The organism is Bradyrhizobium nanningense, assembly GCF_004114535.1.
Classification (GTDB): domain Bacteria; phylum Pseudomonadota; class Alphaproteobacteria; order Rhizobiales; family Xanthobacteraceae; genus Bradyrhizobium; species Bradyrhizobium nanningense.
The window spans coordinates 1-11,797 of sequence record NZ_LBJC01000063.1 but is presented as its reverse complement, the minus strand read 5'-3'; the positions used below and the strand labels follow the sequence as shown (position 1 = coordinate 11,797).

At 62.8% G+C, this 11,797-nt stretch carries 10 protein-coding genes; 5 read left to right on the top strand and 5 right to left on the bottom strand.

What is annotated here, in order from left to right; translation table 11 throughout:
* Positions 1-119: 119 nt before the first annotated feature.
* The 4 genes from XH84_RS32035 to XH84_RS32020 all read right to left on the bottom strand — a co-directional run bounded on the left by XH84_RS32035 (position 120) and on the right by XH84_RS32020 (position 4,697).
* Positions 120-971 (bottom strand): carbohydrate ABC transporter permease, encoded by an 852-nt coding sequence (locus XH84_RS32035; RefSeq protein WP_128917815.1) that lies wholly within the window; start codon positions 969-971, stop codon positions 120-122.
* Positions 968-1,840 (bottom strand): carbohydrate ABC transporter permease, encoded by an 873-nt coding sequence (locus tag XH84_RS32030; RefSeq protein ID WP_128917814.1) that lies wholly within the window; start codon positions 1,838-1,840, stop codon positions 968-970. Before XH84_RS32030 ends, XH84_RS32035 begins: the two co-directional genes overlap by 4 nt.
* Positions 1,841-1,934: 94 nt before the next feature.
* On the bottom strand, positions 1,935-3,320 hold the full coding sequence (locus XH84_RS32025; RefSeq protein ID WP_128917813.1) for an ABC transporter substrate-binding protein: 1,386 nt from the start codon (positions 3,318-3,320) through the stop codon (positions 1,935-1,937).
* Positions 3,321-3,704: 384 nt separating this feature from the next.
* Complete coding sequence (locus XH84_RS32020; protein WP_128917812.1) at positions 3,705-4,697, bottom strand: LysR family transcriptional regulator; 993 nt, start codon at positions 4,695-4,697, stop codon at positions 3,705-3,707.
* Positions 4,698-4,801: 104 nt separating this feature from the next.
* Between XH84_RS32020 and XH84_RS32015 the strand changes: the two genes are divergently transcribed.
* Together XH84_RS32015 and dctA are read left to right on the top strand one after the other, a co-directional pair.
* Positions 4,802-5,875: a 4-oxalomesaconate tautomerase gene (locus XH84_RS32015; protein WP_128917811.1), complete on the top strand. Its 1,074-nt coding sequence runs from the start codon at positions 4,802-4,804 to the stop codon at positions 5,873-5,875.
* 54 nt (positions 5,876-5,929) lie between these two features.
* Entirely contained in the window at positions 5,930-7,315 is a 1,386-nt protein-coding gene (dctA, locus tag XH84_RS32010; protein ID WP_128917810.1) for a C4-dicarboxylate transporter DctA, read from the top strand.
* Positions 7,316-7,405: 90 nt separating this feature from the next.
* Here the strand turns inward: dctA and XH84_RS32005 are convergent, their stop codons facing one another.
* Entirely contained in the window at positions 7,406-9,298 is a 1,893-nt protein-coding gene (locus tag XH84_RS32005) for an AsmA family protein (protein ID WP_164936037.1), read from the bottom strand.
* 272 nt (positions 9,299-9,570) lie between these two features.
* Between XH84_RS32005 and XH84_RS32000 the strand changes: the two genes are divergently transcribed.
* Genes XH84_RS32000 through XH84_RS31990 form a run of 3 tightly spaced genes read left to right on the top strand, consistent with a single transcriptional unit; the run spans position 9,571 to position 11,617 of the window.
* A complete protein-coding gene (locus tag XH84_RS32000; protein ID WP_128917808.1) occupies positions 9,571-10,308 on the top strand; it encodes a CoA transferase subunit A in 738 nt (245 codons plus the stop codon).
* A complete protein-coding gene (locus XH84_RS31995; protein WP_128917807.1) occupies positions 10,308-10,958 on the top strand; it encodes a 3-oxoacid CoA-transferase subunit B in 651 nt (216 codons plus the stop codon). The genes XH84_RS32000 and XH84_RS31995 overlap by 1 nt, the downstream gene beginning before the upstream one ends.
* Before the next feature lie 23 nt (positions 10,959-10,981).
* Positions 10,982-11,617, top strand: coding sequence for a GNAT family N-acetyltransferase (locus XH84_RS31990; protein ID WP_128917806.1), 636 nt, complete (start codon positions 10,982-10,984; stop codon positions 11,615-11,617).
* Positions 11,618-11,797: the final 180 nt, after the last annotated feature.

Sequence of the window (11,797 nt, the reverse complement as noted above, 5' to 3'; positions counted from 1 at the left end):
GACCGACGTTGCCGTTTTGCCATCTGACACCTCTCGCTGCCTAAGCTATAGGTGTCCACCGATTTAGGGGAGGTCCAAGTCTGGATTGCTTCGCTTCGCCCGCAATGACGAAGAGAAGGCTACGACTTCACCGCACCCGCGGTGAGCCCGCCCACCATGTAGCGGCGGAAGGCGTAATAGACCGCGGCCGGCGGCAGTGCGTAGATGAAGCCGGTGGTCATCAACAGCTCCCAGGGCGAATCGTCGGCGGCAAGGAAGTTGCCGAGCGCGACCGGGAGAGTGATCTCGTGATCGTTGGAGAGCAGCAGGAACGCGTAGAGATATTCGTTCCAGGCCAGCAGCACCGCATAGGTGCCGATTGCGACCAGCGAGGGCATCATCAGCGGCAGATAGACCAGGCGGAAGATCTGCAGCGTCGTCGCGCCGTCCATCACGGCGGCCTCATCCAGTTCGACCGGCAGCTTGTCGGAGGCCTGCTTGAGCACCCAGATCGCGTAAGGCGAGGCGATCGTCACCATGGCCAGGATCAGCGACCAGTGATTGTTGAGCAGGCCGTAATTGCCCATGGTCCGGTACATCGGCACGGCGAGGAACGCGGCCGGGATGAAATAGGTGAAGAGCGCGAGGTTCAGCACCATGCGTCCGCCCGGCACCTTCAGCCGCGAGATCGAGAACGCAGCCGCGGTCGCGATGAACAGAGTCAGCACGCCGACGGATGCCGCGATCACCACCGAATTCCAGAACTGGACGTAGAAATCGCGCAGGAAGTAGTGCTGCTGCTTGAACACGATCTCGAAGTTGTGCAGCGTCGGATGGTCCGGCCACAGCTTGCCCGAGAACGCGTCCTCCTTCGGGGAGATCGCGAACAGGAACATGTGATAGATCGGGATCATCGTCCACAGGAAGACGGGAATGCCGATCAGCAGGAGCCGCGCTTCGGTCCCGACTTCGCGCAAGGAGGGGAGCTTCATCGCGACAACCGTTTCATCATGAAGTACACGAGCGGCAGGACGAACGGCATCGCGCAGACGATGGACGCCATCGCCAGCGAAAGCTGGTCGAGCCGGAGATAGCGGATGCCGAGCGTCGACAGCACATGCGTGAGGTCGGCCGGGCCGCCGCCGGTGAGCAGATAGACGCTGTTGAAGTCGCCGAGCGTCCAGATCATCGAGAGCAGCGTGCAGGTGACGTAGAGCGTCTGCATCGACGGCCAGGTGATGTAGCGGAATTTCTGCCACCAACTCGCGCCGTCGACCTCGGCGGCCTCGAACAGATCGTGCGAGATCGCAAGGCGACCGGTGATCAGGATCAGCGTCCAGAACGGTAGTGACTTCCAGATGTGGACGGCGATCGCCATGGTCAGCGCCACGGTCGGGTCGTTGAGCCAGTTCGGGCCGTCATCGCCGGTGAGGGAGAAGATGAAATGGTTGATCATGCCCCATTCGGGATTGAGCATGAACCGGACCGACAGGATGGTCGGGATCGACGGCACCGCCCAGGGCAGGATGAAGATCACCGAGAGCCATTTGATCCAGGGGCGCTGCTGGGCGAAGAAGCCGGACAGAAACAGCGCGATCAGCATCTTGATGTTGATGCCGATGACCAGGAAGATCAGCGTGTTGACCGCGGCGCGCGCGAAGATCGGGTCGTTGTAGAGGGCGACATAGTTCGAGGGCGCCCGCGCCAGCCACAGCCCGTAGCAGACGGGATAGACCACGAAGGCCAGGAAGACGAGCAGATAGGGCGCGAGCAGCACGATGCCCCAGATCTGCGCCGGGGTTAGCCGCGACGACAGGGGCGGGCCGGGGATTGCCTGATCGCCAGAGAGCGTGATCGCCATTCTTTTCGGACTCTTCAAAGAGAAGCCGGCCGCGAAACGCGGCCGGTGTTGTTCTTACACCTCTCCCCGCAACGCGGGGAGAGGTGCGGGGGAATTAACCCGCGACCTGCTTGATGCGGGCGATCAGTTCGTCGACCGCCTTGTCGACCGGAACCTTCTCGCTGACGACGCGGTTCATCGCCTTCGCCCACACGTTCTCGTTGTTGAGAATCGTGAACTTCCAGTTCTTGGTGAAGTCGAACGGTGCGGTGCCGCCCTTGAACTGCGTGTAGACGGCCTTGCGGTGCTTGTCAGCCTGCCAGAACGGGCTTTCCTGGCTTTCCTTCGTCACGGGGAACCAGCGGCCGAGCGCGCCCTCGATGTAGGGACGGACGTTCTCTTCCTGGAGCAGGAAGCTGATGAACTGCTTGGCCTCGGCCTTGTTCTTGGCCGCGGTGAAGACCAGCCCGGTCTTGACGTCGGAGCGGTACTTGATGGTCGAGCCATCGGGCGCCTTGGGGAAGGACGACGTGATGATGTCCTGCTCATAGGCCTTCTTGCCGGCCTCGCGCTGCTCGGGCGTAAGAGCCTGGTTCTGCGAGTCCTCGTACCATTTCGCCGCGATCGAGATCGTGAAGTTGTGGGTCATCACGATGGTCTTGTTGTGGAAGGCGACGTTGTTGTCGGGATCCTTCCAGGTCGTGGAGGACGGTGGCGTGCAGCCCTTGATATAGGTGTCGGTGTAGTCCTTCATCGCCTTGATCAGGTTCTCGCGAACCTTGGGATCGTCGACCGTGAGCTTGCCGTCATCGTCGACCAGCTTGACGTGGTAGGCGTCCATGAAGGTGTAGAACGACTGGAAGGCGTCGGTGGATTCCACGCCCATCGGCTGGCCGACGGCATAGATGCGCTGGCCGGTCGCCTTGCGGATCGCCGGCTGCACCTTGTCGCACCAGAACGTCCAGTAGCCCGTCCAGTCGTTCGGGATATCGGCCTGCTTGAAGCCAGCCTTCTCCAGCATGTCGTTCCAGATCTGGACGTGCATGCTCTGCTGCTTCAGCGGAAAGCCGTAATAGGCCTTCTTCTTGGCGACGTCGTTGTAGAGGATCGACGCGTCGAGCGTGTTCTGCACGAAACGGCCCTTGATCGGCTCCATGACGTCGGAGAGATCCTCGAGCTTGCCCTCATAGGCCCATTTGCCCTGCGCCTGGACGTCATAGGAATCGGAATAGGCGACATCGGGCACGGTGCCGGCATCGAGAGCGGCGACCGTCTTCGGAATCATGTCCTGGATCGCGTATTGCGACAATTCGACCTTGATGCCGGTCTTGGCTTCGAACTTCTTGATCGTCTCGATCAGAGCGTCGTCTTCGGAGCGATAGAAGCCTTTGCCCCACCAGACCGTGATCGTCTTCTGCTGCGCAAATGCGGGTGCAGCGGCTGCAAACAGCCCGGCCGCAGCGACCGCCAGTGATACTGCGCCAATAACCTTGGATTTCACGTTTTTCTCCCTCAAACGGCCGGTGTTTTTAACCGGTCGTATAAAACACTAGCGCATGGCGGTAGTCCGATCTAGCGGCATGTTGTCAGACATAGGTCGAGGGGACAGAGGCTCGTGGAAGTGCTTAACGCGCGCATCAATCCAATCGCCGCATCAATTCCCGGCAATCAATTCGCCTTGTGTGTTCTTGACCTGACCCATGCGCAAGCTCCACACCCGCTCGCCGCAGGCGAAAGACCTATTAGGCGGTAAGAGGCCTGAACGCAACGCAACCTGCTTGCAACGCAGCGGTGCGCCGGCTGCAGAGAGCCAAATGTCTCCGAACACAAGCGGGCCAATCCGAGGAACCTGAGCGGAATGGCCTTTCCATTCTGCCGCGAGCTATCAGCGTTTCCGCTTCGGACCCGTCGATGCCGTGTTTGAACTTGCCTCGGCGGGTTGGGATCGCGGTTTGCCTTGCCCGCTGGCCCTGGAAGGAGCGCGCCATGCCTCGAGCAGCATCTTGAGAAATTGACTGGCATGAGGAGATAGTGTCGCCCCGCGCCTGCGCACGATTCCGATCGTCCGCGACACTTCCGGCTCGACCAGACGAATGGTGTGGATGATCGGATGGCCGGCGGCGGGCGTCGCGAGCCTCGGGAGCACGGCGATGCCAAGGCCCGCTTCGACCAGGCCAAGCGAACCCGAGAGATGAGCAACTTCATAGGACCAGTTCAACTGGAGGCCCTGTCGCGCCAATGCGTTGTCGATCAACGCGCGATTGCCGCTGTTGCGACCGACGGTGATGATCCGGTGCGGTACGATCTCCGACCAGCTGACCTGCTTGCGCGACGCCAGCGGATGATCATGGCGGCAGGCCAGCACGAAAGGGTCCTCGACCAGTTTCTCGAATTCAATCTCTGCATGCGAAGCACCGATGAAATTGATGCCGAAGTCGGCTTCTCCGCGCGCGACCGCCTCCAGTCCCTCATTGGCACCGATGTCAAGAATCCGAATGCGAATGCGCGGATATGCTTCCGCAAACCGGCCGATCGCACGCGGCAGGAAGTAGAACACCGCTGTCGGCACCGCAGCCACCGAGACCAGGCCTGAACTTCGCGCGCCGATATCGTGGATGGCGAGCACCGAGGTCTCGAACTCGTCGATGAGCCGGCGCACCTTCGGCAGGAAGTCACGGCCGGTCATGGTGAGATTGACGTGGCGCGTCGATCGCTCGAGCAACGGTGCACCGAGGCTTTCTTCCAGTTTCTGGATACGGCGACTGAGCGCCGGCTGCGACAAATTCAGCGCCTTGGCGGTCCGGACAAAGCTTCCCGTCTCCGCGACGGTGATGAACGCCTTGAGGTCGAGCAGTTCTGCGTTCACGGCGTGATCCATTATTACGATAGATGGAATAATACATCAGATATTTGCATTTTACAAAAGAGTTCAGAGGGAGGATGCTCTGGTTCAGGCGATATATCGCCGAACGGAAGAGTTCCATGAACGATCAGATTGCCATTCCCTGTGTGGTCATGCGCGGGGGCACCTCGCGCGGACCGTTTTTCCTGGCCCGCGATCTTCCGGCCGATCCCAGGTCGCGCGACGCGGTCCTGCTGTCTGTGATGGGGGGTGGACACGATCTTGGAATCGACGGAATCGGCGGGGGCAATGCCGTCATCAACAAGGTCGCGATCGTCGGGCCGGCCACGGTGCCCGGTGCTGACGTCGATTACCTGTTTGCCCAGGTGCGAGTTCGTGAGGGCATCGTCGATACCTCGCCGAATTGCGGAAATATGCTTGCAGCGGTGGGGCCGTTCGCAATCGAAGCCGGTCTGGTCGCCGCCACCGCAGATCGCACCCATGTGCGCATCCACAATGTCAACACCGGCAAGCTGATCGATGCGACAATTGCCACGCCGGGAGGGCGGGTGACCTACGAGGGCGAGGCGCGGATCGACGGCGTACCGGGAACGGCCGCGCCCATCGAACTGTCGTTTCCTGACGCGGCCGGTGCCCGCACCGGTCGCCTCCTACCGACGGGACGCCCGATCGACCGCATCGAAGGGATCGATGTGACCTGCATCGACGCGGCCATGCCCGTCATGCTGGTCCGAGCAGCGGATCTGGGATGGACCGGCCGTGAGGCACCTTCAGATTTCGCCGGCGGCGGCTTCCGCGCGCGTCTTGAAGGGTTGCGTATCGAGGTCGGGCGCCTGATGGGCTTTCCAAATGCCGCGAACATGGTGATCCCGAAGCCTGTTCTGCTTGCGCCAGCGGGCGAGGCGGCGCTGAACGTCAGGTACTTCATGCCGCACGATTGCCATAGCGCGCTGGCGGTGACCGGAGCTGTCGCAATCGCGACGGCCTGTGTGACGCCCGGGACAATCGCTGCAGAGATGGTGGGACCGCTGGCACCGCCGGAGCCGATCACGTTGGCTCACCCCTCCGGTCAACTCGTAGTTCGGCTGGAGCCCGGCCCGGTGGCTCGGGTGCAGCGGACAGCCCGGCGCATTTTCGAGGGACATGTGTTCGCCCGCCGATCGCACCTGCCTCAGGCGGTGCTGGCGGCCTGAAGCCCGCCGCTTCCGACGCCATCACAAAAAATCAGAGCCATGGGAGAAATGAGAATGCACAAGGAAGCGCTGGTCGGGCACCCGAGCACCGAGGCTCGAAAGCCATTCTACCGGATTCTCTACATCCAGGTGCTGATCGGCGTGGTGCTGGGTGTCCTCACCGGCCATTTCTGGCCCGAATTCGGCGCTGCGCTGAAGCCGTTCGGAGACGGCTTCGTCAAGCTGGTGAAGATGATGATCGCGCCGATCGTGTTCTGTACCATCGTCAGCGGCATCACCAGCATCAGCGATTCTCGCGAGGTCGGCCGCACGTTGGTGAAATCCATGGCGCTGTTCTATCTGCTGACGGTGCTCGCGCTATTGGCCGGGTTGATCGCCATCTCGTTGATCCAACCGGGCGTAGGCATGCATGTCTCCGTCAGCACGCTGGATCCGTCGGTGGCGGCGAAATTCGCCAAGCAGGCAGGCGCCAGCGGATTTGCGGACTTCATGCTGCACATCATTCCGCATTCGTTCTTTGGAGCGTTCGCCGATGGTGAGGTGCTGCCGGTCCTGCTCGTCTCGATCCTGATCGCCTTTGGCCTCAGCCGTGCCGGCGATGGGGGCGTTGCGGTGACGAAGGCGATCGCCTCGTTCTCGCACGTGCTGTTTGTGTCGTTCGGCTTGATCATGAAGCTCGCGCCGCTCGGCGCCTTCGGCGCCATGGCGTTCACCGTGGGCCGCTACGGCGTCCGTTCGATCGGCTCGCTTGGACTGTTGATCCTGACGTTCTATCTCGCCTGCTCCGTGTTCGTGGTGGTCGTGCTCGGTACGCTGGCGCGGCTGAACGGCTTCAGCCTGTGGAAGACGATCCGCTACTTCAGGGAAGAGCTGCTGATCGTGCTCGGCACGTCATCGTCGGAGCCGGCGCTGCCTGGCGCACTGCGCAAGCTGGAGCAACTCGGATGCAGGAAAGGCGTGTCGGGGCTCGTGCTGCCAATGGGCTACTCCTTCAATCTGGACGGCAGCGCGATCTACCTCACCTTGGCCTCGATCTTCATCGCGCAAGCTTGCGACATTCACCTCGGATGGGGGCAGATCGGGGCGATGCTCGGGCTGATGCTGCTGACGTCCAAAGGGGCGGCTGGTGTCACCGGCAGCGGCTTCGTCGCGCTTGTCGCAACGCTCTCCGTGATGCCGGATCTGCCCGTGACCGGCGTGGCGCTGCTTGTCGGCATCGACCGCTTCATGTCGGAAGCGCGGGCGCTGACCAGCATGATCAGCAACTGTGTCGCCGCCATCACCGTTTCACTATGGGAGGACGCCTGTGACCGCGAGGTCTTGGACCGTGAATTGGGACAGAATGGCAGTGTCGAGCTCCCGGTTGGGACAAAGATCGCCGGGGCGACAGTGATGCGGGATGGCAAGAGCTGGGTTTCAACGACGCGATCGGCCGCTTGACAGTCATCTTCGGACAACTCGGTCGCAGGTATTGGTTTCTTACGCGAACCTGTGGCTGCGACCCGACAAGGCACTCTAGTTCGACTTACTCTAGTTCGACTTGGCGCCTTCCTTTGCATTCTCCGCCGTCGGCGATCCGTCCTGAGCGGGGCGCTTGCCGCCCCCGGTGATGCGCTGCTTCAGGAGATCGAGGAAGGGGGACGCCGCGGGCGACTGCCGGATCAGGCTTTCAGGGTCGGGGAAAATCAGCGGATCGTCCCACGGGCCCTGCACCATGAAGGGCAATTGAAAGCCGGACGTCGTATTGAGGCTCGCCACCCCCTTCATGTCGTATTCGCGCGTCGGCACCGAGGCGGTGCCGGTCAGCGTGATCTTCGCGGCCGGCCCTTCGATGCGGATGTCCTCGGCGGTGGCGATCCCGTCGGAGAATCTCACCGCGATGGTGAGATTGTTGTACGGCGTCGAACCGTTGCGGAAATTGCCGCCGCCCGACAACGGCCGCCGTTCCAGCCGCTTCAGAAGCTGCTCGGCATTGAAGCCCGAGATCGCGCCGTCGTGCCCGGTGACGGTGGCGCTGCCGTCGAGCGACTGCACGAGGCCGAACGGGCTCGAGCCCGAGGCGAACAGCGAGACGTTGATGTTGCCGCGGCCAGACAGCTTGTTGAGGCCGAACAGTTCGGTGGCGCAGGCCTGGAGATCGACGTCGGTGAACTGGAATTGCGCCTTGATGTCGGCGACCGTGTCGGAGCGGGCGATGCCGAACGAGCCCTTGGCGATGCCGCCATAGACCTGCGCCTCGCCGACCGAGAGCGCCAGCGTGCCGTTGCGCAAATTGGCGCCGATCGCGGTGCGGCCGAGCTTGGTCGGCCCGACCGTGAGCTTTGCCGCCGACAGGCGCATGTCGAGGTCGGTGGTCGACAATCCCTGGAGATCGAACAGCTGCCTGTTCCAGTCGCGCGCCCCGCTGGCGAGCAGGCGGAAGGTGGAGATATAAGGTGTGAAGTCGAGCGCGTCCGCGGCAAGCGTCGCCTGCAGTGTCTGCCGGCCGTTATTGGCGTAGGTCATGACGCCCTCGGCGGCGTTGCCGTCGAGCTCGACATTGACATTGGTGAGCGCGATCGAGGCCCCGACGACGTTGGCGCGCGCCTTCAGCGCGAAGCGACCGAAGCCGCCGCTGGCGGGCTGCGGCTGCCCGGTCCAGCGCAGCGCGTTGCGCAAGGAGGGGCTGTCGATCGTCAGCGTACCCTCCATCATCGGACTGGTGCGGTTGGCGACGCTGCCGTCGAAGGCGAGCTTGAGCGGCGTGCTGGCGATCCGTGCCTTCAAACCCGATCGCTCGCCGGACAGGGCGGCGACGAAATCGGAAAAGCTGATCGAGCCGTCGACGCGCTCGCCGCGCCAGTCGAACTGTCCCGTCGCGGCGAAGGAGCGCGAGATCGAGGGCCATGCCAGCGACAGGTCGATGTCGTCGAGCTGCTCGGTGGCGCGGGTGGCGGCGTCCTCGTACTCGAGCACGCCATCCTGAATCCGGATTTCGGAGAACGAAACCTGGTTCTCGGCCCCGGGCTTCATGGTGCGCGCGATGGTCTGGATGAAGGGCGTCCAGTTGCTCTCGCCGTCCGGCTTCAGGCTGACATGGATACGCGGCCGCAGCAGCGTCAGGTCGGCGATCTCGAACCGTTGCAGCAAGAGCGGCAGCAGCCGAAGATTGGCGGTGAGCACCTCGACATGGAGCGCGGAATCGCTGGTGCCGCCACCCTTGAGGCCGACGTCGTGGAAGGAGATGTAGCTCGCCGGCAGCACCGAGATGTCGATGTTGCCCGCGACGCTGAGCTCGAGCCCGGTGACGTCGCGGATCTGCGCTTCGACCGCCTTGCGCAGGGCGTCGCGGTTGATGAGCCAGGAGGTCCCGATCAGGGCGATCAGCGCCACGCCGAGCAGCGCCGCGATCGGCGTCCCGAGGCGCTTCATTCCTTGGGCCATGGTCAATGGCATGTCCTGATCGGGTTGGTCGTTGGAGCCAGAAGGGCGGGTCGGGAAACCTGCGTGCCCACCCCCAACCCCCGCAACTTGATGGGTTTTCTTGTCGCTTTCAAGGCCGCGGACGGTTCTGCCCACGGCGCGGGCAGCTTCTACCACCCGGGCGCGGCGCGGAGAACCCCGTATCATTGACGGCTTTAGACGATTTCGCCTAATAATCGCCGCCAATAGGGCGCGACGCCTCCAAGCCGAAGGTTCAGTCGAAGGTAATTTGCATGAACAAGGTCTATCCCGACGCCAAGTCGGCTCTGTCAGGCATTTTGAAAGACAACATGATGATCATGTCGGGAGGTTTCGGCCTCTGCGGCATCGCCGAGGCGCTGTCGGATGCGATCCGCGAGTCCGGCGTCAAGGGCCTGACGGTGGTCTCCAATAATGCCGGCGTCGACGGCATCGGGCTCAGCCGCCTGTTGGAAACGCGGCAGATCAAGAAGATGATCTCGTCCTATGTCGGCGAGAACAAGCTGTTCGCCCAGCAATTCCTCGCCGGCGAGCTGGAACTCGAATTCAATCCGCAAGGCACGCTCGCCGAACGTATCCGCGCCGGCGGCGCCGGCATTCCGGCCTTCTACACCAAGACCGGCGTCGGTACGCTGATCGCCGAAGGCAAGGAAGTGAAGGAGTTCGACGGCGAGAAGTACCTGATGGAGCGCGGCCTGTTCGCCGACCTCGCCATCGTGCATGCCTGGAAGGGCGACACCGCCGGCAACCTCATCTACCGCAAGACCGCGCGCAACTTTAACCCGATGATGGCGACCGCCGCCAAGATCACGGTGGCCGAGGTCGAGCATCTGGTTCCGGCCGGTGAACTCAATCCCGACCACGTCCACACGCCCGGCATCTTCGTGAAGCGCATCGTCGAGGTCGGCACGGCCAAGAAGCGCATCGAATTCCGCAACACCCGCCCGCGTCCGACGAATGCGCCGGCGGCCGGCACTGGAGTTGAAATCTGATGGCCTGGACCCGTGAACAGATGGCCGCGCGCGCCGCGAAGGAATTGCGCGACGGCTATTACGTCAATCTCGGCATCGGCATCCCGACGCTGGTCTCGAACTACATTCCGGATGGCGTCGACGTCAGCCTCCAGAGCGAGAACGGCATGCTCGGCATGGGACCGTTCCCCTATGAGGACGAGGTGGATGCCGATCTCATCAATGCCGGCAAGCAGACGGTGAGCGAGCTGCCGTCGACCTCCTATTTCTCGAGCGCGGATTCCTTCGGAATGATCCGCGGCGGCCACATGGACCTGTCGATCCTCGGCGCCATGCAGGTGGCCCAGAACGGCGATCTCGCCAACTGGATGATCCCCGGCAAGATGGTCAAGGGCATGGGCGGGGCGATGGACCTCGTCGCCGGCGTCAAGCGCGTCGTCGTGGTGATGGAGCATTCGGCCAAGGACGGCCCGAAGCTCCTGAAGAAGTGTAACCTGCCGCTGACCGGCGAGCGCGTCGTCGACATGGTCGTCACGGATTTGGCCGTCTTCACGATCGACAAGCACGGCAATGGCGGCATGGCGCTGATCGAGCTCGCCGACGGCGTTTCGCTCGACGAGGTCAAGGCCAAGACCGAAGCCGAATTCCGCGTGGCGTTGAAGAACACGTAAGGTCGTCGTAACTGGGGGCGCGCATGACGATACGGTCGGCGCGTCCCGACGACGCCGCATTCATCGTCCAGACCATCCTGTCATCGCAGCGCGGCTATTGCTCGCGCGGCTGGTTCGATGTCGCGCTCGGCTGGCCCGATGCGCAGTGCCGCGACTTCATCGCGCGCATCGCCGTCGCGCATGCCGTGTCGATGTGGCACGTCTCGCAATTTCTGGTCGCCGAGGTCGACGGCAAGCCGGCCGCCGCGCTGTGCGCGCTGCCCGCCGCCGGTACGGGACCTGCGGCCTGGCGCGCGATCGAGGAAGTTGCGGCTGCGACCGGCCTCGCTGCGACGGAGCTGGAAGCCATTCGTTATCGCGGCGCCTACACGCGGGCCTGCTGGGTTCAGGGCGGCGAGGGCGACTGGATGATCGAGTATGTCGCGACCGATCCGCCCTATCGCGGTCTTGGCCTGGTGCAGGCATTGATTGCCCATGCGCTGGATAAGGGGCAAGCGGCGGGGTTTGCCCGGGCGACGATCTCGTTCCTGATCGGCAACGAGCCCGCCGAGCGCGCCTACGCGAGGGCGGGTTTTGTCTTTGCGGAAGAGAAGCGTGACCCCGCTTTCGAGACGATCATCGGAGCTCCCGGCTTTCGTATGTTTGCGCGGGCGATTTGATCCGCCGCGCGCTCGGTGACTGTTGGGAGCAGGATGTTTGCCTCAATCTCGTCATTGCGAGGAGCTCTTGCGACGAAGCAATCCAGGCTTGATCTTCCCCCAAAAAAGTGGACAGGGTTCAAGCCGATTTTAGCTCCATCTCGACCGGGCTGATATAGCCGATAGCCGAGTGTCTGCGGT

What these genes read in the sequence shown, in the direction of transcription:
- XH84_RS32035 (WP_128917815.1), bottom strand. Translation starts at nt 971, where the DNA reads ATGAAGCTCCCCTCCTTGCGCGAAGTCGGGACCGAAGCGCGGCTCCTG.
- dctA (WP_128917810.1), top strand. Translation starts at nt 5,930, where the DNA reads ATGCACAAGGAAGCGCTGGTCGGGCACCCGAGCACCGAGGCTCGAAAG.
- XH84_RS31995 (WP_128917807.1), top strand. Translation starts at nt 10,308, where the DNA reads ATGGCCTGGACCCGTGAACAGATGGCCGCGCGCGCCGCGAAGGAATTG.
- XH84_RS32020 (WP_128917812.1), bottom strand. Translation starts at nt 4,697, where the DNA reads ATGGATCACGCCGTGAACGCAGAACTGCTCGACCTCAAGGCGTTCATC.
- XH84_RS31990 (WP_128917806.1), top strand. Translation starts at nt 10,982, where the DNA reads ATGACGATACGGTCGGCGCGTCCCGACGACGCCGCATTCATCGTCCAG.
- XH84_RS32005 (WP_164936037.1), bottom strand. Translation starts at nt 9,298, where the DNA reads ATGGCCCAAGGAATGAAGCGCCTCGGGACGCCGATCGCGGCGCTGCTC.
- XH84_RS32030 (WP_128917814.1), bottom strand. Translation starts at nt 1,840, where the DNA reads ATGGCGATCACGCTCTCTGGCGATCAGGCAATCCCCGGCCCGCCCCTG.
- XH84_RS32015 (WP_128917811.1), top strand. Translation starts at nt 4,802, where the DNA reads ATGAACGATCAGATTGCCATTCCCTGTGTGGTCATGCGCGGGGGCACC.
- XH84_RS32000 (WP_128917808.1), top strand. Translation starts at nt 9,571, where the DNA reads ATGAACAAGGTCTATCCCGACGCCAAGTCGGCTCTGTCAGGCATTTTG.